The 20,284-nt window shown below is 63.1% G+C and carries 18 protein-coding genes; 8 read left to right on the plus strand and 10 right to left on the minus strand.

What is annotated here, in order from left to right; translation table 11 throughout:
- Positions 1 to 119: 119 nt before the first annotated feature.
- Positions 120 to 1,004, minus strand: coding sequence for a dihydrodipicolinate synthase family protein (locus I6F20_RS16185; protein ID WP_225126952.1), 885 nt, complete (start codon positions 1,002 to 1,004; stop codon positions 120 to 122).
- A gap of 165 nt (positions 1,005 to 1,169) precedes the next feature.
- On the opposite strand from I6F20_RS16185, the gene I6F20_RS16190 reads away from it, so the two are divergent.
- Positions 1,170 to 2,582 (plus strand): FAD-binding oxidoreductase, encoded by a 1,413-nt coding sequence (locus I6F20_RS16190; RefSeq protein ID WP_225126953.1) that lies wholly within the window; start codon positions 1,170 to 1,172, stop codon positions 2,580 to 2,582.
- Between the two features lie 7 nt (positions 2,583 to 2,589).
- Entirely contained in the window at positions 2,590 to 3,255 is a 666-nt protein-coding gene (locus tag I6F20_RS16195; RefSeq protein ID WP_225126954.1) for a GntR family transcriptional regulator, read from the plus strand.
- 6 nt (positions 3,256 to 3,261) lie between these two features.
- Here I6F20_RS16195 and I6F20_RS16200 read toward each other — a convergent pair whose 3' ends face one another.
- The 6 genes from I6F20_RS16200 to I6F20_RS16225 all read right to left on the minus strand — a co-directional run bounded on the left by I6F20_RS16200 (position 3,262) and on the right by I6F20_RS16225 (position 9,011).
- Positions 3,262 to 3,399 carry a hypothetical protein gene (locus tag I6F20_RS16200; RefSeq protein ID WP_162130853.1) on the minus strand — a complete coding sequence of 46 codons (138 nt, stop codon included), beginning with the start codon at positions 3,397 to 3,399 and terminating at the stop codon, positions 3,262 to 3,264.
- A gap of 160 nt (positions 3,400 to 3,559) precedes the next feature.
- Positions 3,560 to 5,125, minus strand: coding sequence for an ABC transporter substrate-binding protein (locus tag I6F20_RS16205; RefSeq protein ID WP_036026857.1), 1,566 nt, complete (start codon positions 5,123 to 5,125; stop codon positions 3,560 to 3,562).
- A 25-nt stretch (positions 5,126 to 5,150) separates the two neighbouring features.
- Positions 5,151 to 6,179 carry an ABC transporter ATP-binding protein gene (locus I6F20_RS16210; RefSeq protein WP_225126955.1) on the minus strand — a complete coding sequence of 343 codons (1,029 nt, stop codon included), beginning with the start codon at positions 6,177 to 6,179 and terminating at the stop codon, positions 5,151 to 5,153.
- On the minus strand, positions 6,176 to 7,165 hold the full coding sequence (locus tag I6F20_RS16215; RefSeq protein ID WP_225126957.1) for an ABC transporter ATP-binding protein: 990 nt from the start codon (positions 7,163 to 7,165) through the stop codon (positions 6,176 to 6,178). Before I6F20_RS16215 ends, I6F20_RS16210 begins: the two co-directional genes overlap by 4 nt.
- A complete protein-coding gene (locus I6F20_RS16220) occupies positions 7,162 to 8,070 on the minus strand; it encodes an ABC transporter permease (RefSeq protein ID WP_225126959.1) in 909 nt (302 codons plus the stop codon). Before I6F20_RS16220 ends, I6F20_RS16215 begins: the two co-directional genes overlap by 4 nt.
- The gene (locus tag I6F20_RS16225; protein WP_036014490.1) at positions 8,070 to 9,011 is read right to left on the minus strand and encodes an ABC transporter permease; all 942 of its coding nucleotides are present in this window, start codon (positions 9,009 to 9,011) and stop codon (positions 8,070 to 8,072) included. Before I6F20_RS16225 ends, I6F20_RS16220 begins: the two co-directional genes overlap by 1 nt.
- Positions 9,012 to 9,213: 202 nt before the next feature.
- Here I6F20_RS16225 and I6F20_RS16230 point away from each other — a divergent pair, with 202 nt between their 5' ends.
- The 3 genes from I6F20_RS16230 to I6F20_RS16240 all read left to right on the plus strand — a co-directional run bounded on the left by I6F20_RS16230 (position 9,214) and on the right by I6F20_RS16240 (position 13,769).
- A complete protein-coding gene (locus tag I6F20_RS16230) occupies positions 9,214 to 10,248 on the plus strand; it encodes a LacI family DNA-binding transcriptional regulator (protein ID WP_225113409.1) in 1,035 nt (344 codons plus the stop codon).
- A 2-nt stretch (positions 10,249 to 10,250) separates the two neighbouring features.
- A complete protein-coding gene (locus tag I6F20_RS16235; RefSeq protein WP_225126961.1) occupies positions 10,251 to 11,663 on the plus strand; it encodes an amidase in 1,413 nt (470 codons plus the stop codon).
- A gap of 84 nt (positions 11,664 to 11,747) precedes the next feature.
- Complete coding sequence (locus I6F20_RS16240; protein ID WP_225126964.1) at positions 11,748 to 13,769, plus strand: YgiQ family radical SAM protein; 2,022 nt, start codon at positions 11,748 to 11,750, stop codon at positions 13,767 to 13,769.
- Between the two features lie 177 nt (positions 13,770 to 13,946).
- Here I6F20_RS16240 and I6F20_RS16245 read toward each other — a convergent pair whose 3' ends face one another.
- Positions 13,947 to 14,114: a hypothetical protein gene (locus tag I6F20_RS16245; protein ID WP_225126965.1), complete on the minus strand. Its 168-nt coding sequence runs from the start codon at positions 14,112 to 14,114 to the stop codon at positions 13,947 to 13,949.
- 10 nt (positions 14,115 to 14,124) lie between these two features.
- Here I6F20_RS16245 and I6F20_RS16250 point away from each other — a divergent pair, with 10 nt between their 5' ends.
- From I6F20_RS16250 to I6F20_RS16260, 3 genes are all read left to right on the plus strand, one after another.
- On the plus strand, positions 14,125 to 14,340 hold the full coding sequence (locus I6F20_RS16250) for a hypothetical protein (protein ID WP_225126966.1): 216 nt from the start codon (positions 14,125 to 14,127) through the stop codon (positions 14,338 to 14,340).
- A complete protein-coding gene (locus I6F20_RS16255; RefSeq protein ID WP_225126967.1) occupies positions 14,337 to 14,669 on the plus strand; it encodes a DUF3325 family protein in 333 nt (110 codons plus the stop codon). Before I6F20_RS16250 ends, I6F20_RS16255 begins: the two co-directional genes overlap by 4 nt.
- 855 nt (positions 14,670 to 15,524) lie before the next feature.
- Entirely contained in the window at positions 15,525 to 15,956 is a 432-nt protein-coding gene (locus tag I6F20_RS16260; protein ID WP_141697658.1) for a hypothetical protein, read from the plus strand.
- A gap of 820 nt (positions 15,957 to 16,776) precedes the next feature.
- On the opposite strand, the gene I6F20_RS16265 is transcribed toward I6F20_RS16260, so the two are convergent.
- Positions 16,777 to 17,106, minus strand: a complete 330-nt coding sequence (locus tag I6F20_RS16265; protein WP_162130854.1) for a hypothetical protein — start codon at positions 17,104 to 17,106, stop codon at positions 16,777 to 16,779.
- Between the two features lie 467 nt (positions 17,107 to 17,573).
- On the minus strand, positions 17,574 to 19,364 hold the full coding sequence (locus I6F20_RS16270) for an adenylate/guanylate cyclase domain-containing protein (protein WP_225126968.1): 1,791 nt from the start codon (positions 19,362 to 19,364) through the stop codon (positions 17,574 to 17,576).
- Positions 19,365 to 20,284 lie beyond the last annotated feature (920 nt).

Raw genomic sequence — 20,284 nt, forward strand, 5'->3', positions numbered from 1 at the left:
TTGAATCGCTCTAGTGTTGAATTGTTCTAAGAGGAGGCGGATGCTGAACAGCAATCATGAATTGCCGGTGCACCGCGCATGACACGCTGCACGCGAAATCGTGGCCCGATATTTCACGATCACGCGATGGCGGGAGCGATCAACTCGTCGAGCTTCCGCTTGAACGCACTGCCGTCCGACAAAGCGCGGAGCGGCGGACGCACGCGCAACCAACCTGCATCGCCGGTCTGCGCCGCAAGGATCGCCTTCAGCGTTGCGACAAGGGAGGGCGTCTTCAGCACGACGTCGACCGCCGCCTGCATGCGCGCTTCGACGTTCTTGCCGTCAACCATCGCCTTGACCAGCTCCGGCGCAATGTTGGCCATGCCGCAGATGGTGCCGGCGCCGCCGGCGGCGATCGCGCGAGTGATATCGGCTTCGTTGCCGACGGTGATGGCGAGGTCGGGCGCGGCGGCACGGAATGCCTGGAACTGCTTGAAGTCGCCGCTGGAGTCCTTCAGACCGGCAACCACTTGGCCGTAGCGCTTGCGCAGGCTTGCGGCGACTGTCGTCGGGATCGCAACGCCCGAGACTTGCGGAATGTGGTAGAGCGAGGCGCGCAGGCGATCGTCGGCAACACCGTCGATGATGGCGGCAAAGGCGTCCTCGATGCCTTCATGCGTGACACTCCGATCGAAATAGGGCGGCAGCAGCAACACGTGGCGCAGGCCGAGGCCGAGCACGGCGCGCGTCAGCGCAATGCTGTCGGTGATGGCCGGAAAGCCGCCGCCGATTCCGATGCGCTCCGCCGCGACCCCGGCCTTGAGCATCGCTTCGATCGTCGCAATCCGTTCGGCGGCGTTGAATGAGGTCCCCTCGCCGGTGGTGCCGAACAGCACGACGCCGTCGACGCCCTTGCCGAAGAGGTGCTTGGCGTGAGAGGCGAGCTTGGCGGCGTCGACACTGCCGTCCGTCGCCAGCGGCGTCGCCGACGCCACCCAGAACCCGCAAATTGCCTCGGCCATCAAACCACCCTTTGCTGCCGCACCCGGCCAAGCCGCTGATATCCAACGATCTTTCGCGCTTGCCGAGACCTTGTTTTCACTTTACTTTTGCTCTTGTACCTTACATACAACGTTCATGCAAATCCTCCGCGCCATGTGCGCGGCCAGATCTTGAGGAGGTCTCGCATGGACATGGTGACCCCCACCGGACGCCCCGACCAATTGCTCGGCGCGTTGCGCGACAGGCTCGGCGCGCTGGCAGTGCTTGTTGGCACAGATGTGCCGGCGCGCAATTGCAACGACTGGAGCGCGAGCCTGCCGCAGACGCCGCGCGCGGTGATCCGCCCCGTCGATGCGCAGGGCGTCGCCGATGCGATTGCGACCTGCCGGCAGGCGCATCTGCCGTTCGTGCCACAGGGCGGACTGACCGGCCTGTGCCGCGGCGCTTCGCCCGAAGCGGGCTGGGTCGCGATCTCGCTGGAGCGCATGACCGGCATCGAAGAGATCGATCGCGCCTCGATGACGATGACGGTGAAAGCCGGCACGCCGCTGGAGACGATCCAGAAGGCGGCCGACGAAGCCGGCTTCTTCTTTCCGCTCGATCTCGGCTCGCGCGGCTCCTGCGCGATCGGCGGCAATCTCTCGACCAATGCCGGCGGCAACCGCGTGATCCGCTACGGCATGACGCGCGAGCTGGTGCTTGGTCTCGAAGTGGTGCTGCCCGACGGCACCGTCATCACCAGCCTCAACAAGCTGATGAAGAACAATGCCGGCTATGACCTGAAGCATCTGTTCATCGGCTCGGAAGGCACCCTCGGCATCATCACGCGCGTGGTGCTAAAACTGTTCCCGAAGCCGCGCTCGACCATGGCCGCGCTGTGCGCCTTGAAGGATTATGCCGCGGTGATCGCGCTGCTCGACGCGGCGCGCTCAGGGCTCGGCCCGCTGCTGTCCGCCTTCGAGGTGATGTGGCCGGATTATTGGGACGTGATCACGAAGCGCGCCGGCGTGAAGCCGCCGGTCGCCCCAGGCCACGGTCTCTACGTGCTGGTGGAAGCGCAGGGCACCGACGAGAGCATGGATGCGCCGCGCTTCCAGAGCTGGCTCGAGGAGCTGATGGAGCGCGGGCTGCTGGCGGATGCCGCTGTCGCCCAATCGCTGGGGCAGACGCAAGCCTTCTGGCGCGTGCGCGACGTCTGCGCCGAATTCGGTCAGGTGCTGGGGCCGCACATCTCCTACGACATCGGCCTTGCGGTGGCACGGATGGACGAGTTCGTCACACGCTGCAAGGCGGCGCTCGCTGCGGGCATCGAGGGTTGCGAGAGCGTCTATTACGGCCATATCGGCGACGGCAATCTGCATCTCGTCGCCTGGGTCACCGGCCTTTCCGTCGCGCAGCAGCCGAAGGAGGAGATGGACGCGATCATCTACGGTCTGGTCCGCGAGCTCGGCGGCAGCGTCTCCGCCGAGCACGGCATCGGCACCTTGAAGAAGCAATGGCTGGGCCATGCGAGGGGCGAGGCCGAGATCGCGCTGATGCGCACGCTCAAGGCAGCGCTCGACCCCGATCACCTGCTCAATCCCGGCAAGGTGATCTGAACGTACCATGCGATCGCTCAAGCTCGATACGCCGAAATCGCTGTCGCAGCGGGTGATGCTGCGGCTGCGCCAGGCCATCATCGACGGCGAGTTCGCGTTAGGCGCTGCCATCTCCGAGGAGATGGTGGCCAATTCCTTCGGCGTCAGCCGCACACCGGTGCGCGAGGCCATGGGCCAGCTGCAGGCGCAGGGACTCGTGGTGATCCGACCCCAGGTCGGCAGCTTCGTCTTCACGCCGAGTGCGGACGACATCCATGCGCTCTGCACCTTCCGCATTGCGCTCGAACCCAAGGCCGCCGAGCTCGCCTTCCGCAATGACCGCGACGGCGCGATTGCGTCCATGGGCGCGGCGATCGCGGCGATGGAGCCGGCCGTCGCGGCAAAGGACAACATCGCCTATGGCCGCGCCGACACCGCTTTTCACGAGGCGCTGTTCGCCCATTGCGGCAACCGCTATCTCGCCGAATCCTATCAGCTCGTCTCCGGCCGCGTCGCCGCGCTCCGCACCAATCTGACCTCGCCGATCGACGTGCGCACCCGCACGTCCTTCGACGAGCACCGCAAGCTGCTCGATCTGTTCGCGCGCGGCGAGTTCGCCGCCTTCGAAGGCCTGATGACGACGCACATCACGAATTCGGGAATGGTCTATGCTAGGGCGTTGAAGGTGGATTGAGCGCGTCTACCGCTCCTCCTTCGATCCCGGCCTGTCGAGAAAATCGAGCGCGGTGTTGATCTGCTCGAGCTGGTGCTCGATTCGGTCGCGATCCTCCACCGATGGCGCCTGTTCGAGCTGTTCCACCAGCTTCTGCTTCCGCATCAGCAAGTTCTCTATGACCGTACCCACGATTCCCCCATCGCCAGAGGCGACGTCACGGACGCCGAGACGATGGAGGCGCGCGCAACCCGGGCCCGCGTCGAACCCTCCATTTGAATGTTGCTGGGAGCGATTGGTTCCTCCGGCGCCGTGCCGGATTGCACTACTTCTTGGTGATGTTCCAGTAGACCGGGACCGCTCCCTTTACGAGGCCGTCAACGTTGCTGCGTACCGCCCGCACCAGATAGAGCTGTGCAGCCGGCCAATACGGCACATAGTCGACGGCGCGGAGCTGGAGGTCGGCTGCGATCTTCTTTTTCTGCTCGGGATCTGTCGCCAACGCGAATTCGTTGCGCAGCTTTTCGATCTGCTCGTCGCAAGGCCAGCCGAACCAGGCCTTGTCGCAGTTTGCGCGCAGCCCAAGGTGGCCGACCGGCTCGAACATGTCGGCGCCCGTCGGTCCCGACATGAACAGTGACCAGCCGCCCTTGTCGACGGTTTCCTTGGACGCGCGCCGTCCAACCAGCGTGCCCCAGTCCATCGCCTGAGGTTCGACCTTGAGGCCGATCTGACGCATCAACTGCTCGGCAACGAGGCTGAACGTATTCGTGGGCCCGCTTTCGGTCGCATGCAGCACCACGACCGGCGTACCGTCATAACCGCTCTCGGCAATCAGCTTCTTGGCCTTTTCGATATCGGGCTTGGTCCAGCCGGCAGCCGTGAAATAGGGCGATGAGCACATGTAGAAGCTCGGGCAGCTCTTGTAGAGCTTGGGGTCGCTGACATAGGCTCGCGCGAACTTGTCCTGGTCGATCATGTAGCTGATCGCCTGCCGGACCTTTGGATTGTTGAACGGCGGGACCGAAATGTTCATGCGGAACACCATCTGCATGCCGAGCGTGTCCTGCGGCATCGTCTTGATGTCGGGATTGCCGGCAAGCGTCGGCAGGAAGTCCGGCGGCACCTCCTCGAAAATGTCGATCTCGCCGGCCTGGAGTGCATTGAGCGCGGTCTGCGCATCCGGGATGTAATGCCATTCGACCCGGTCGACCTTGGCGAGCTTGCCGCCGGCAAGCCCGCTCGCCGGCTCCGCGCGCGACTTGTAAGACGGGCTCTTGACGTAAACGACCTTGGAGCCCGGAACCCACTCGTCCTTCTTCATGATGAAGGGACCCGAGCCGGTCGCATCCGTGATGGCGGTGTCCGCCGGCGTCGCAGCGATCCCCTTCGGCATGATGAAGGGCACATTGGAGCTCGGCTTGGAGAGCGCCTCGATCACCAGCCCCCACGGGCGCTTGAGCTTCAGTTCGAAGGATTTTTCGTCCTTGACCGTCAGGCTGTCGCTGACGGAGGCAAGCTGTTGGCCAAGGCCATCGCGCTGCCACCAGCGCTTCAGCGATACGACCGCATCCTCCGCGGTGACCGGCTGGCCGTTGCTGAAGGTCAGGCCGCCGCGCAGCGTGAAGGTGTAGGTGAGTTGATCGCTGCCGACCGCAAAGGACTCCAGCATCTGCGGCTGCGCGACGAGCTTCTCGTCCAGTGAGAACAGCGTGTCGTACACCATATAGCCGTGGTTACGAACCATATAGTCGGACGTGATCACGGGATCGATCTGCTTGAGATCGCCGAAGGGGCGGATCTTGAGCACCGTCTCCGCAACGGCAGGCGATATTGCACCCAGCCAGCCTGCCGCCATCATGACCGCAAATATTCCGTTCGGCGATCTCATTTGATACTCCTCCCGTTTTCTGTTTCTAGGCAACTGCGTCGGGGGCTACGGCCCGGCCCGGACCCGGCGCGCCGAAGCGTGGCAGCGATCCTGCGTGATGACAGGCGACGGCATGGCCGGGCGTGACTTCAGTCATCGCCGGCGCCGCTTGCGCGCAAATGTCCGTCGCGAACGGACAGCGCGTGCGAAAGCGGCATCCGGACGGCAGCGAAGCGGCACTCGGCACCTCGCCTTCGAGAGCCGCGCGGCGGCGCCGGTTGCGCGGGTGGACCGCAGGGACGGAATCGATCAACGCCCGCGTATACGGATGCGCCGGTGCAGCGAATACGGCCTTCGCCGGCCCCTGTTCGACGATGGCGCCGAGATACATCACCGCCACGTCGTCCGCGAGATAGCGCACCACGGCGAGATCATGCGAGATGAACAGATAGGAGATCCCGATCTCGCGCTGGACATCCTTCAGGAGATTCAGGATCTGGGAGCGGATCGACACGTCCAGCGCCGCGACCGCCTCGTCCGCGACGATCAGCGCGGGATCCGCCGCGAGCGCCCGCGCGATGCCGAGGCGCTGCCGCTGTCCGCCCGACAGATGATGCGGCAGACGTGCGCGAAAATGTTGGGGCAGTCCGACCTGGTCGAACAGACGCGCGACCTTCCGCCGTCGCGACACCGCATCGCCGATGCCGAAATTCTGCAAGGGCTCTTCGACGATCTCCGCCGCGGTCATGCGCGAGTTGAGGCAGGCGAAGGGATCCTGGAACACCATCTGCACCTGCTGGCGCTTCCTGCGCAGCGTCTCGCCGGAGAGATTGCCGAAGTCCTCGCCATTGATGTGGACCGAGCCGGCCGTCGGCCGCAACAGGCGCACGACCATGCGACCGATCGTGGTCTTGCCGCAGCCGCTTTCACCAACGAGGCAGAAGGTACGTCCGCGCGCGACGACGAAGCTGACGTCGTCGACGGCGCGAAGATCGCGCCGGCCGAACAATCCGAACGGCCCCTGCCGTGAGGTGAAGATCTGGGTCAGACCTGAGACCTCGAGGACGGCGCTCATGCCGGCACCATCGCGCCGGCCTTGCCCAGCCAGCATGCCGTCAGGTGCTCGTCAGCGCCCGACAACAACGGCGGCTCCGAGTGACACACCGGCATCGCCGCGCCGCAGCGCTGGCGAAAGGCGCAGCCCGTGCCGAGCGAGGCCGGGCTCGGCACGCTGCCGGGAATCTCGGCGAGACGATCGCGGGTGCCGCTGTTGAGCTGGCCGATCGCCCCAAGCAGGCCGCGCGTATAGGGATGGGCCGCGGCATCGAAGATGCCGTCGACGCCGGCCTGCTCGACGATGCTGCCGGCGTAGAGCACGACGACTCGGTCGGCCATTTCCGCGACGACCCCGAGATCGTGCGTGATCAGGAGCACGGACGTGCCGAACTCGCGACGCAGATCGTCGATCAGGGTCAAGACCTGGGCCTGGATGGTGACGTCGAGCGCGGTGGTCGGCTCGTCGGCGATCAGCAATGCAGGGCGCAGGGCGAGCGCCATCGCGATCATCACGCGCTGCCGCATGCCACCGGAAAGCTGGTGCGGAAATTCGGAGGCCCGTCGCCGCGCATCCGGAATGCGGACGAGATCGAGCAATCCGACCGCCTGCCGCCGCGCGTCCGCCTCGGACACGCCACGATGCTCGACGATCACCTCCGCGATCTGCTCGCCGACCCGCAGCAGCGGATTGAGCGACGTCATCGGCTCCTGAAACACCATGGCGAGACGGTCGCCCCGGAGCTTCCGCAGATCCTCGGCCCCGAGCGTGACGAGATCGCGCCCCTCGAAGAGGATGCGACCGGAAGCGACCTGCATGACGCTTCGGTTGAGCAGGCCGATGATGGAGAGCGCGGTCAGGCTCTTGCCGCAGCCGCTCTCGCCGACGAGGCACAGCGTTTCACCCGGATCGATCGCAAACGAGACGTTGCGGACGAGCGGCACCGGGGCGCCCCGCGTGTTGAGCGTGATGGAGAGGTTCTCGACGGAGAGCAGCGGCGTACTCATCGCATCTCGCCTCCCGCAAAGCTCGGATCGAGCAGGTCGCGAAGCGCATCGCCGAGCAGGTTGGCGGCGAGCACCGTCATCGCCAGCATCAAGGCTGGGAAGCCGAGGATCCACGGCGCGATCTGCAGGAATTGCCGGCCCTCCGACATCATGTTGCCCCAGCTCGGCACGTCGGGCGGCGTGCCCGCACCGAGAAACGACAGGATCGATTCCAGGATCATCGCGGAGGCAAAGACGTAGGTCGACTGCACCATGATCGGCCCGGCAGCGCCGGGCAGGATGTGACGCCGCAGGATGTTCGTCGTGCGGCCGCCACAAGTGATAGCGGCCTCGACATAGACGCGTTCGCGCAAACTGAGAACGCTGGCGCGCACCACGCGCGCCATGCGGGGAATTTCCGGGAGGCTGATCGCCGTGACGATCACGATGGGCGAAGCGCCAATCAGCGCCACGAGTGCGATCGCGAGCAGGATCGCGGGGATCGCCATCACCGCATCCATCGCGCGCATTACGATCTTGTCGACGCTGCGGAAATAACCGGCGATGACACCGATGCACACGCCGACCAGCGTGGTGAGAACCGCAACGGCAATGCCGACCGACAGCGAAACCCGCGTTCCCACCAGCGCGCGGGCAAACACGGAACGTCCGACTTGATCGGTGCCGAAGGGCTCCGCCGGCGACGGCGGTTGAAGCCGGTTCAGCGGGTCCAGCGCAGCGGGATCCGCGGTGATCCACGGGCTCACGACGGCCGTCACGCCAAAGGCGAGCAGCAGAACGCAACTCAGAGCCAGTATGGGCTGGCGAACCGGCAGGCTCGCGATCTGCGCAAACCGGTTGACACCGATGTCCGGCGCATCGAGCCCTTCTGCTGCGTGGGTCATCGCCATCGGCTCGTCCTGCATCAGTACCGGATCCGCGGATCGACGACAGCGTAGAGAATGTCGACCACGAGATTGACGACGACATAGACGAAGGCGAACAGCAGGATCAGGGCTTGCACCACCGGATAGTCGCGCCGGAGAATGGAGTCTGCGGTCAGCCGGCCGAGGCCGGGAATGGAAAACACGGTCTCGGTAACGACGACGCCGCCAAGCAGCGCGGCAAATCCGATGCCGACGACCGTGATGATCGGGACTGCGGCATTGCTGAGCACGTGCCGTACGATGATTTTGCGGGCCGCGAGCCCCTTGGCATGGGCGGTGCGGACATAATCTTCGCGCAGCACCTCCAGCACCGCAGCGCGCGTCACCCTCGCGATCAAGGCGATATAGAGGAAGCTCAGCGAGATCGCGGGCAGCACGAGCGAATGCAGGCAGGCCAGCACGCCCTGCGACAGCGGCTTATAGCCCTGCACCGGAAACCAGTGCAGGCCGAGTGCGAGCGTATAGACAAGCGCGAAAGCGACGACGAAGACCGGCAATGAGAAGCCGAGCACCGCCCCCGCCATGGTCAGGCGCGCGACGAGCCCCCTCGGACGATAGGCGGCGACGAGGCCGAGCGGCACGGCGACGACGACCGCGATCGTGATCGTCATGAGAGAGAGAAGCAGCGTCGGCTCGATCCGCTGGGCCACGAGCTGCGAGACCGGGATGCGGCTGAACAGCGACAGGCCGAAATCGCCGCTCAGGATGCGGCCGGCCCATGCGAGGAAACGCGGCAGCAGCGGCAGATTGAGTCCGAGCGCCTGGCGCACCGCCTCCACCTGTGGCGGCGAGGCGAAGTCACCGGCGATCAGCACGGCGGGATCACCCGGCACGAGGCTGAGCAGCAGAAAGACGAATACCGCGACGGCGAGCAGCACGGGGATGGCCGCGAACAGCCGACCGACCACATAGCCGGTCATGCCGAGCGCCTGCAAATGCAGACCGGCGATCGCCGGACGCCATCCAGCCCACGCACCATTGCCTCCCTGGTCTTAGTTAAACGTTTTTCTAATGAAGCACGGAAGCTGGTCTATCGCAACGGTATTGTACGCTTCTTATGCTCTTTTGGCTTGCCTCCAGTCAATCCAACCAATACAAAAACGTTTAACAGGAGAATGGTTGATGCCGGCAGGGCCATTGCCCACTATCCACGAGGTCGCCCGGCTCGCCGGTGTCTCCGTGGCCACCGTGTCGAAGACGCTCAACCGGTCGGGCAAGGTCAGCGAGCTCCTCCAGGCGCGCGTCAATGCGGCAGCACGCAAGCTCGGCTATGCACCGCATGCCAGCGCCCGCAGCCTGCGCAGCGGCGCTACGCGCATCCTCGGGCTGCTCGTGGCAGACCTCGCCAATCCCTATTTCCTGAGGCTCGTCGAGAGCATCGAGCGGCTGTCGAGCGCCGCGGGCTATTCCGTCATTCTCTGCAACAGTGCCGAAGACCCCGGGCGCGAAGAGCGGCATCTTGCCATGCTGCTGTCGCAGCGCGCCGACGGCGTCATCGTCATCCCGACCCGGCGCGGCTGGAGCGGACGCCAGGCCGCGCTGGCGGACTTGCCGATGCCGGGCATTCTGGTGGACCGACGCATCGAGGGGCTCGACCTCGATTCCGTCACGACCGACAACGTTGCGCTGGGACGGCTCGCGGCCGAACATCTCGACGATCTCGGCCATCGCCGCATCGCCGTGATCATGGGATCGCCCGAGCATCAAATCGCGCGCCACCGCCTCGATGGCCTCAGAAGCGGCCTGGCCTCGCGCGGCACCACCCTCGACGAACGGCTGATCGAGAAGGACAATTTCTCCGAGGCCGCCGGCCATGCCGCCGCAATGCGGCTCCTGCGGCATGCGCAGCGACCGACCGCGATCTTCGCCACCAACAATCATCTTTCGCTCGGACTGCTTCGTGCCATTGCCGAGAGCGGGCTCACCATTCCCGACGACCTCTCCGTCATCGCGGTTGACGAGCCTCCGTGGGCCGGCCTGGTGCGGCCGGGCATGACCATCGTGACGCAGCCGTCCGAGGCGATTGCCCAAACCACGGTCTCGACCCTGCTGTCGCGAGTTTCGGAGGGACGTTCCGGCGTCGAGGGAGAGGCGAGATCGATCCAGCTTCAGCCGGCGCTGGTGGTGCGCGGGTCCACCGCCGCGATCCGGACCTAGAGATGAGTGATGCGCCCAGCCTTGCGCCTTCCACCGGCATTCTTGCGCTGTCCGCCGTCGACGCCATTGCCGAGATTCGCAAAGGCCATCTGTCGCCGCTCGACGTGGTCGATGCCGCGATCGACAGGATCGAAGCGACGGATGCGGGAATCAACGCGATTCCGGTTCGCTGCTTCGAGGCCGCACGGGGTGAAGCACGGCGGCTTATGGAGAAAAAGGCGGCCGGTGAGGACTGGCCCCTGCTCTGCGGACTTCCGCTCGCGGTCAAGGACAACACCGATGTCGCAGGCGTGCCGACCAGCGGCGGCAGCGCGCTGACGGCCCGCGGCGCCCCCGAGGTATCGAATCCCGCGATCGATCGTCTCCAGCGCAATGGCGCCATCGTCGTGGGCAAGAGCAATCTGTCGGAGCTCGGCGGCGCCAACACCACCAACGCGCTGTTCGGCGCGACGCGCAATCCGTTCTTTCCTGCGCTGACCGCGGGCGGCTCCTCCGGCGGATCGGCAGCGGCGCTGGCCGCGCATCAGGTCTATCTCGCCCATGGCAACGATGTCGGCGGCAGCCTGCGCACGCCGGCCGCATTTTGCGGTGTTGCGGGGCTGAGGCCCACACCGGGCCTCGTGCCGAGAAAGCCGCTCTCCGATCCGTTCGACACCGTTTTCGTCGAGGGACCGATGGCGCGGACGATTCCCGATCTTGCCTTGATGCTGGATGCGATGGCCGGCTTCCATCCGCCCGATCTGTTGTCGCGCAAGCATCCCGCATCGTTCCGCAACGCCGCCGCACGACCCGGATGGGCGGAGCGAATAGCGGTGTCCGAGGATCTCGGCCTGCTGCCGGTCGATCACGACATCCGTTCCGCCTTCCGCGGCGCGATCGACCGGCTCCAACCTGCCGGCTGCAGGATGAGCGAGACCGCCCCTGATCTCGCCGGGCTGCCGCGCGTGATCCGCGCGCTACGTGGTCTCGTCTATCTTGCCACCTGGGGCAGACTTTGGCCGCAATCGCGCGCGGCCTTCACGTCCGAGGTGGCAGGCGACATCGCCCATGGTGAAAGCCTCTCCGCAACAGACATCGCGGCCGCGATAGAGCAGCGCGCGGCCATCTATCGGCGCATGCAGGACTTCTTCGGCGACATCGACATCCTGATCTGCCCGACCGTGCAGGTCGCGCCCTTTCCGGTCGAGATCATGTGGCCGGCCGAGATCGAGGGGACCGCATCGAAGATCTACATCGACTGGATCATGATCACCTATGTCTGGTCGATCCTCGGCTGCCCTGCGCTGGCGGTGCCCGCCGGCCGCGATGGAGCCGGCATGCCCGTCTCCTTGCAGATCGTCGGCCCACCGCACAGCGAGGAGCGCCTGATCTCCTTCGCGGCGCGGATCGAGCAGGCGTTTTCGTCGCAGTCCTGAGGGAAAGGCGATGTCCCGCGGAACCTGATCTTTCACGCGCCCGTCGGTTGAATTCATCGCCTCGGAGCCCTATGCGTAGGCGCCATGGACACCCAGATGATCACCGCCGAAAAGCCGCTGATGGCCCAGGCGCGCCCGCGCAAGCCGGCGCCGTTCCTCCCCATGAGCCGCGCCGAGATGAATGCGCTCGGCTGGGACGCCTGCGACATCGTGCTGGTGACCGGGGATGCCTATGTCGACCATCCGAGCTTCGGCATGGCGATCATCGGCCGGCTGCTGGAGGCGCAAGGGTTTCGGGTCGGCATCATCGCGCAGCCGGACTGGCATTCGGCGGAGCCGTTCAAGGCGCTCGGCAAGCCAAGAGTGTTCTTCGGCGTCACCGGCGGCAACATGGATTCCATGGTGAACCGCTACACCGCCGACCGGCGCATCCGCAGCGACGACGCCTATACGGCGGGCGGCGAAGGCGGCAAGCGGCCGGACCGCTGCACCATCGTCTACGCCCAGCGCTGCCGCGAGGCGTTCAAGGACACCCCGATCGTGCTCGGCGGCATCGAGGCCTCGCTGCGCCGGATCGCGCATTACGATTACTGGTCCGACAAGGTGCGCCGCTCGGTGCTGGCGGACGCCAAGGCGGACTTGCTGCTCTACGGCAACGCCGAGCGCGCCGTGGTCGAAGTGGTGCACCGGCTCGCGGCTGGCGAAGCGCCGCGCGAGCTCGACGACATCAGGGGCGTGGCGCTGTTCCGAAAAGTCCCCGACGGCTACGCCGAGCTGCACGCCGACGATCTCGAGTCCGCCGACGAGGGCGCATCGCGCCAGAAGGGCTTAACCGTGATCCGCCTGCCGGCGCTGGAGCAGGTCGAGCAGGACAAGGAAGCCTATGCGCGCGCCTCGCGCGTGCTGCACCGGGAGAGCAATCCCGGCAATGCGCGGCCGCTGGTGCAGCGCCATGGCGACCGCGACCTCTGGCTCAATCCGCCGCCGATCCCGCTCACGACGGAAGAGATGGACGCGGTCTACGATCTGCCTTACGCGCGCGCGCCGCACCCGTCCTATGGCGATGCCCGCATCCCCGCCTGGGAGATGATCAAGTTCTCGGTGACCATCATGCGCGGCTGCTTCGGCGGCTGCACCTTCTGCTCGATCACCGAGCACGAGGGCCGCATCATCCAGAACCGCTCGGAAGGCTCGATCCTGCGCGAGATCGAGCGCATCCGCGACAAGACGCCCGGCTTCACCGGCGTCATCTCCGACATCGGCGGCCCCACCGCCAACATGTACCGGATGGCGTGCAAGGACCCGAAGGTCGAGGCGGCGTGCCGCCGTCCCTCCTGCGTCTTCCCCGAGATCTGCCCGAACCTCAACACCTCGCATGACGACCTGATCCGGCTCTATCGCAAGGTGCGCGAGACCAAAGGCATCAAGAAGGTGATGGTGGCCTCCGGCGTGCGCTACGACCTCGCGGTCGAGAGCCCCGAATACATCAAGGAGCTCGTCACCCACCACGTCGGCGGCTACTTGAAGATCGCGCCTGAACATACTGAGCGCGGCCCGCTCGACAAGATGATGAAGCCGGGCATCGGCGCCTACAACAAGTTCAAGCGCATGTTCGACGAGGCGGCCGAGCGCGCCGGCAAGAAATATTATCTGATCCCCTACTTCATCGCGGCGCATCCGGGCACGACCGACGAGGACATGATGAACCTCGCGCTGTGGCTGAAGAAGAACCGCTATCGCGCCGACCAGGTGCAGACCTTCCTGCCCTCGCCGATGGCGACCGCGACTGCGATGTATCACACCGGCGTCAACCCCTTGCGCGGCGTGCGCCACGGCGGCAGCGACAAGGTCGAGGCGATCAAGGGCCTGCGCCAGCGCCGCCTGCACAAGGCGTTCCTGCGCTACCACGACCCCGACAATTGGCCGCTGCTGCGCGAGGCCTTGATCGAGATGGGCCGTCGCGACCTGATCGGCTCGCAGCCGCATCAGCTCGTGCCAGCACATCAGCCGCCCGGCACCGGCAAGGCCGCCGGCACCAGGCGGCCAATGCGGCCCGGCGGCAAGACGCAGCGGTTCACGACCAAGGGCCTGCGGGTGATGAAGTAGCGGGCGTGAGCCGGATCTGGCACGGTTTGGTGTGGCGTCTTCGCGTCGTCAAAACGGAAGTTCGAAAACAACCCCATGCACAGTAGCCGGGGGTAGCAAGATCAACGGCTTACGAGCGCGATGAGATCGGCGCGAACATCGACCGCAAATCGAGGCATGATCGGCCCGGGGAAACGGTCAATTTTCTGTTTTTGCGAAATTCGCTTGATCGTCGGGCAAAACAGGCGTATGATGCCACCATCGCGGAACGTGGATGAGACGAACCCGTCCTGCTGCTCCGTATCGATAGCTTGAGCTCACCGCGCCGCGCCCGAATTTCTCCGGCTTGGCTTGCAGGTTCGCCACGAGCGCCCTCTTGCCCGTCCTCAACGCGCTGACGACGCAGCGGCCGCTGTGGCACAGCCTGGCGCAAGGCGACTGGGGGTTCGCCGGCATCGACGTGACGTGCTGGGCACTCGCACTGCTCCATGTTGTTCTGGCTGTTCGCACCGCCCGGAACCGATCCATTGTGCAATCGAAGCGCATGCCGCAGGTGCCGGTCGCCATTGCTTCAAGCGGTGCGGCAGAATGATCCATCTGCTTGCCCTTGGGCTGTGTCTGGCGGGCTTTGCTGCGCTGGCCTTCGCCACGCACCGCCAGCAGCGCGATATTTTCGGCAAGGCGCTGCCGCGGGTGACGACCTATGGACTTCGGGCTGCTGGTGCAGGGGTGCTGCGGCTGTCGCTCGGCATCCTCGTGGCCGCAAAGAGCTGGAGCATGGGCCTCGTGATGTTCAGCGGTCACACCACGATGGCTGCCGCCATCGTGTTTTGTGCGCTGATCGGGTGGGGAAGACTGGCTGCCCGCACGGCGCGACGTCGACAGAATGATGCTCGCGCCCGCTCCATCACTCGACGTTGAAGGTATTCGTTTCGTGATCAAGCTGGCCAGAAACGGTCGTGGATGCGGCAAATAGATGGTCGTGACTTTGTCTGCTTCTGGTCCAAAGCTGACCTTGCCGCGCTGCCCGCCTAGCGTCAGCTTTTGACCCAAAGCAGACACCAAGGTCATTCGATTCATCATTGAACAACCATCTACTAAAACTCTGTGGGCTCGTAGTGGATGATGCTAAAACGCTCAGCACTTATCCTGCCTTTCAAGGGCGGATGAGAGCAATGTATAGGCGGCTTTGGATTATCTTGTTGCTGATGATCGGGATGACCTTATTCGCGGGGTATGTCGGCCTCATCTTTCTGCCGTCCCTGTTGTATGTGTGGCTGGTTGCCGCATGGGCGTTCGCCTCGCCTGTAGTTGTTGTCGCGCCTGTATTGGTTGGGGCGCAAATCGCATGGCCAGCGACTTGCGTTGCGCTTCCGGTAGCTGCGATGGTCATTCGGCCCGCAAGAGCGTGGGCGCCCGCCCTTCTTTCTGTCATTGGTGCAGGATCAGGGTTGATCTGCGGAAAATTATTAGGGCGCACGGTGGGCTACGGGAGGACGGAAGACTTGCTTTGGGCCTGCGTCTTTTCAGCCGCCTTCTTGGGAGCCCTATTTGGATATGTAATGTGGAGGCTCGATCGGCTAAGCCCGATCGAAGTTGAGGCGGGGGGAAGCTTGCAGACGACAATAAGAGCAAACTGGCTAAATATAGCTCTGCCCGTTGTCTTTATAGTGGTCGCCCTAAGTTACTTGGTGCTCAGCGAGCCGACCGTCCAACCATTTTTAGACAGCAACGGTATAAAACGCTGCACCGAAGAAGGAGGGAAATTATCGCCGCGTGAAGCTGGCCTGGGCTTTAGATGCGTTCATCCTCAAAGAAACGGGTCAACGAATGCCTCGAACTAATTCACTGACGCTTTTGCTTGCGTTGGCAGCAGTCCTTGATCCGCTCATCGCTTCTGCGCAGGAGCAGGGCTGTCTCGGAATCGAGTGCCGCCGACATGCCCATTTTCTCACCTGCGATAGGCCGCGGGATGGAGCTACCGGACTTTCGGCGCGTGTGGTCGCGGTATCAAGAGAATGCTCGAACCAAATACTCTCGATGCAGATCGATGATGCGAAAGCGCAGGCTCTGCCGCCGATCATCGAAGTCGATCTTGGCGGTTGCATTTCCTTTACTGGTCAAGTCGGCGATTTAATCCAGGTCGCCTTATATGAGCGACCTAGTCCCGATAGGAAGCGGTATCACTTCGCCTGCAAGGTTTGGTAGGTCAGCTTCTGGCCCATCGGCGAAGATGCGCGTCGGCCCACGGAGGTCCGCTCGTTGCGGCAGAGCGGACGAGATTTGCTGAACTTCAGTTCTTCGTGTTTCGGCCCGAAGCGGAAGGTAGCGAGCGGTCGCCAATGGCGTGGCATTCCCCGAACTTGTCGTCCTTACTGTCCATCAGGTCCCGGCCTGGAATCGTCTATCCGGGCCTTGAGCCGAAAGAAACTCTCGGCCAGGATCCTGTTTTCCGCCGTCTGCAGTCCTTGATTGAGGTAGGACATATGATCCTCGCCCTCGAGCGATTTCGGATCGCTGGTAAATCCCCGCGCGTGGGGACGCGCGAGAGCCGGCGGACGCATGACATATTATCATCAAGCTTTGGCGTGCTCGCGGAGACTGGGTGTTGTTCTCCAAGGAGTTGGGAGCGAAGTCAGCTTGCAGTGAGACCGATAGCTCGGCCTGAAGATAAGGCTCGGCGTTCTCCTGCCGAGCCTTCTTCCTATTTGTCTATCCGTCGATTCCGCTCTCGAAAAAGACAAGACGATCTTTACCTATTTAGCGGCTATCACACGGCAAACGGCCCGTGTTTCTCGGTCATAGTGACCCGGCTGTTTCAGGACAGCTGCACAGCGCCGCAACACCCGCTGCTGCTCTGCGACCTCCAATGTCGCGAAGGCTGTGCCGACGTTGGCAGGATTGAGGCCTGCCAATCCAGAGCTGTTGTTTGCATTGGCAACGCCACTATTTGAAATGCCCACGGCTCCCGCGGCACCAGGACCAATGCCAACAGTGCCAAGCCCGCCGGTGCCGATCCCCCCAGTACCTACGCTGCCAGAACCGACACCAACTCCCGCGCCTGCCCCACCAACTCCTGCAACACTCGCACCTGCGCCAGCTCCCGCCGCGCCTCCGCCGACACCCAGGCCCCCCGTAGCGCCAATTCCGCCAACTCCGGCGCCCGCTCCAGCACCGACGCCAGCACTGCCCACTCCGACGCCAGCACCCGCGCCGACACCACCAACTCCGGCGCCAACGCCGGCACCCACGCCACCATCGCCCACTCCGGCGCCGGCACCCGCGCCAACGCCGCCAACCCCGGCACCAACACCGGCGCCGACGCCACCGCTACCCACTCCCGCACCAGCACCTGCACCGACACCTCCAACACCGGCGCCAACACCCGCGCCCACCTGGGCTTGCACGAGTGGTGCTGCTGCGGACAATGCAACGCAGAGCGTGGCCGCATAGAAAAGCTTCATTCGCATACACGCCTCCATGAATTCCCGGCGCCCGCAAAGGGACGCCTGCAACAAGATTCTTGTCCAGGAGGAAGCGATGATTTGTCGGCCCGTTCCTCAACCGGCTCCAAGTAGGTTAACGGGACGAAAAGAGCATTCTGAGAATTTTGCGATTGCGGAATCAGCGCGCAGTCGCGAGGCTATCGAGTTCGCAATTCATCTCGTCGCTTGTGGGGAAGCGTTCGGTGGCTTACGCGCGGTTTCGTAAGCTCCGCTTTATGGCCCGTGTTAGACCACAGCTCGGGCGCCGCGAGGTCAGCTGTCGGGCGTTGACCCGCCAAAGTTATGACCGGTCAAGGCAGCCTTTGACCCATACCTGACATCATCCCTCTGGAACTCCGGCGATGTGCAATCCCTTAACGATGCGCCGGGCTCCTGTAACGAAAGCCGCATTGCCGTGCGATGGACCGCTCTTAAACCGCCCGATAGTAAACGTTGGATCAAGCGCAAGTCCGGCTTTCGCGGCCACTTGCGCCTCGTCGCGCTTCCCGAGAAGCGCGAGCGCTGAAGCATACCCAAAATGAGCGAGCGGATAGTTCCGATTAGCTTCGATCCCACGAGAAAACCAAGTGGCTGCTTCAGCGTCTGCTGTGATTTGTAATTTGGCAAAGCCCGCGTGCGTCATCCACCGGTAGGCGAAGATGTCGCGTGGAGAAAGGCGCAGTGCTTCGTTGATGTAAGACTCAGTATCGGCACCACTCCCCATGTAAAATCTGGCGACACCCATCAATACGTGCGCATCAGCCAAATTGCGGTCCAAAGCCAAGGTCCGCTCGCACTCAGCTACACCTTGGACCACCCGATTCGTATAAATAAGCACAACGGCTAAAACAAAATGAGCCCAGGCATGGTCCGGTGCAAGGCACAGCGCCTTTAGAACCATTGTCTCCGCAGTTGCCAGATACTGGAGCCGGTTGTCGGTCAAGAGCGAGAGCCCAAGTGCTGCCTCGACCCCCGCCAAGAAGATCATGGCGTGGACGTTTTTAGGATCAATTGCTAGGGCCAGTTCAAAAAGACGGCGAGCTTCTGTCAAATATTCGAATGTAAACCCCTTGTTGCAAAAATGGCGGCCTTGGAAATAGAGATCCATGGCATCAGGATTCAGCATTCCTGCCACGCGCCGCGCCTCGGCCACAATGAGTTGGACGTCTAACGTCCGCGCAATTCTGGCTACGATTTCGTCCTGCATATCGAGTAGATCGGCGATGGGCTTGTCGAAACGGTCGGCCCACAGATGAGTGCCAGTCTTCGCGTCGATCAACTGAACATTTACACGTAGACGACTGCCGCTTCGCTGTACCGAACCTACAAGCGCGTAGCGTACATTCAACTCACGACCAATCTGCCTGACATCGACCAGGTGGTCTCTGTAGGTGAATGCCGTGTGCCGGCCGATAACAAATGAGCCGCTGATGCGCGACAAATCTGTGGTCAGACTCTCGGTCACACCATCGACAAAGTAGTCCTGCTTGGTATCGCCGCTGAGGTTGGCAAAAGGCAACACAACGATGGAAAGACGACGCGCTGAAAGTGCACTCGATTCCGCACTCTGAAACGGTGTCGCTGGACTGGGTTCATCCAAGACCACGGCATAGGCCCTAACCGGATGGTTAATGTTCTTGAGGTTCTGCTCGCCCAATTCAGCGAACGTTACTTTCAATTTGTTTCGAACGTGCTCGTAAACAGACGATGAAATGCAGATGCCGCCGGGCTCTGCGATGCTTTCAAGCCGGGCTGCGATATTGACGCCATCGCCGAATATGTCGTGCGGTTCGACGATTACATCGCCAATGTTGATGCCGACACGAAAGGCGATACGCCTGTCTTCCGGCTCGCCGGCGGTAAGTTCGCGGATGCGCGTTTGGAATTGCGTTGCAGCTCGAACCCCTTTAACGGCACTCGGAAACTCTGCCAGGAAACCGTCGCCGGTGTTCTTCACGATGCGGCCCCCGTGTAAAGCAATCGTGGGGTGGACAGTCTCCATTAGAAGAGAAGTCAATCTGGCGTGTGTAGTCTCCTCGTCAAGATGCATAAGTCGCGAATACCCGGAAACATCGGCCGCCAATATCGCCGATAACCTACGCTCGATCCGAACTGGCCCCTCGTGCACCATGGTCGACAGATCCTGCCTGGCTCATTTGTATGCCGGATTCGAAACGATACCACCTCGGCGAGAAATGACCATTTTGGTTATCGCCTCGAAACGACAGCTGCACTGACGCGCTTTGAGGGACATGCATTCCCTAGCGGTTTAGGACGTCTCGTTCTGGCCCTAAGCGGCGGTTGAAAGATGTCTGCTAGTCCGCCGCTGTCGGGATACAAGCGGACATCTCAAGTCCGGGCCGAAAATGGTGCGATTGACCCGAAGCCGACTCTTCGTGATCATCGCCTCCAGTTCGCTTGGAAATGCCTGCGTCAGTCGATCGATACATTTAGAATGGAAGCGGTTAGCCTTTACGAGATCTGGCGTCGCGTATAGGTTGTGCAAATCCAACATTTAGCGGGATTCGGACGTGCGTGCCTTGTGGTCTTTGGCTTTGATGGCACTGATTGTCGCAGAAATTCTTCTTTTCGCAGCCCAGCCCGATTGCGGCGACGGGCATGTGCCCGTGCCTGGATTGTCGGGATGGCATTGTAGGCTGAAAGGCGATGGTCCGAGACCCTGAGGTCGTGAACCACCTGGTCTCCCAAAGGCGGACCGAACGTCCGCCACAGTGGTCGACTTCGTTAGGCTTTGACCCAAAGCGCTCTCGGTCGAGAGGTGGATAACCACCTTACGCAACCACATAAGTCACACATCCGCAGCGCGAGACCAGATGCCGAAAGGTAAGAAGAAGTTCTGACCATGCACATGCACCTGCGCTTTTCGTCAGCAACTGAATTGCATCAGGTTCAAATTGGGCGAATGCGACCAGAAGCGATTCCGGGGACATTTACTGACCCTAACGCCAGATTTGGACATATCAGGCGCCCATTGCCCGTAGCGAAAAAGAAGCCGCCGCGCACTCAGGACGACGATCCAGCCTAGGTGAT

The organism is Bradyrhizobium sp. IC3123 (assembly GCF_020193625.1).
Taxonomy (GTDB): Bacteria; Pseudomonadota; Alphaproteobacteria; order Rhizobiales; family Xanthobacteraceae; genus Bradyrhizobium; species Bradyrhizobium yuanmingense.

Coding starts and splice junctions, on each gene's coding strand:
- I6F20_RS16185 (WP_225126952.1), bottom strand. CDS start 1,004: ATGGCCGAGGCAATTTGCGGGTTCTGGGTGGCGTCGGCGACGCCGCTG.
- I6F20_RS16190 (WP_225126953.1), top strand. CDS start 1,170: ATGGACATGGTGACCCCCACCGGACGCCCCGACCAATTGCTCGGCGCG.
- I6F20_RS16195 (WP_225126954.1), top strand. CDS start 2,590: ATGCGATCGCTCAAGCTCGATACGCCGAAATCGCTGTCGCAGCGGGTG.
- I6F20_RS16200 (WP_162130853.1), bottom strand. CDS start 3,399: ATGCGGAAGCAGAAGCTGGTGGAACAGCTCGAACAGGCGCCATCGGTG.
- I6F20_RS16205 (WP_036026857.1), bottom strand. CDS start 5,125: ATGAGATCGCCGAACGGAATATTTGCGGTCATGATGGCGGCAGGCTGG.
- I6F20_RS16210 (WP_225126955.1), bottom strand. CDS start 6,179: ATGAGCGCCGTCCTCGAGGTCTCAGGTCTGACCCAGATCTTCACCTCA.
- I6F20_RS16215 (WP_225126957.1), bottom strand. CDS start 7,165: ATGAGTACGCCGCTGCTCTCCGTCGAGAACCTCTCCATCACGCTCAAC.
- I6F20_RS16220 (WP_225126959.1), bottom strand. CDS start 8,070: ATGCAGGACGAGCCGATGGCGATGACCCACGCAGCAGAAGGGCTCGAT.
- I6F20_RS16225 (WP_036014490.1), bottom strand. CDS start 9,011: ATGACCGGCTATGTGGTCGGTCGGCTGTTCGCGGCCATCCCCGTGCTG.
- I6F20_RS16230 (WP_225113409.1), top strand. CDS start 9,214: ATGCCGGCAGGGCCATTGCCCACTATCCACGAGGTCGCCCGGCTCGCC.
- I6F20_RS16235 (WP_225126961.1), top strand. CDS start 10,251: ATGAGTGATGCGCCCAGCCTTGCGCCTTCCACCGGCATTCTTGCGCTG.
- I6F20_RS16240 (WP_225126964.1), top strand. CDS start 11,748: ATGGACACCCAGATGATCACCGCCGAAAAGCCGCTGATGGCCCAGGCG.
- I6F20_RS16255 (WP_225126967.1), top strand. CDS start 14,337: ATGATCCATCTGCTTGCCCTTGGGCTGTGTCTGGCGGGCTTTGCTGCG.
- I6F20_RS16270 (WP_225126968.1), bottom strand. CDS start 19,364: ATGGTGCACGAGGGGCCAGTTCGGATCGAGCGTAGGTTATCGGCGATA.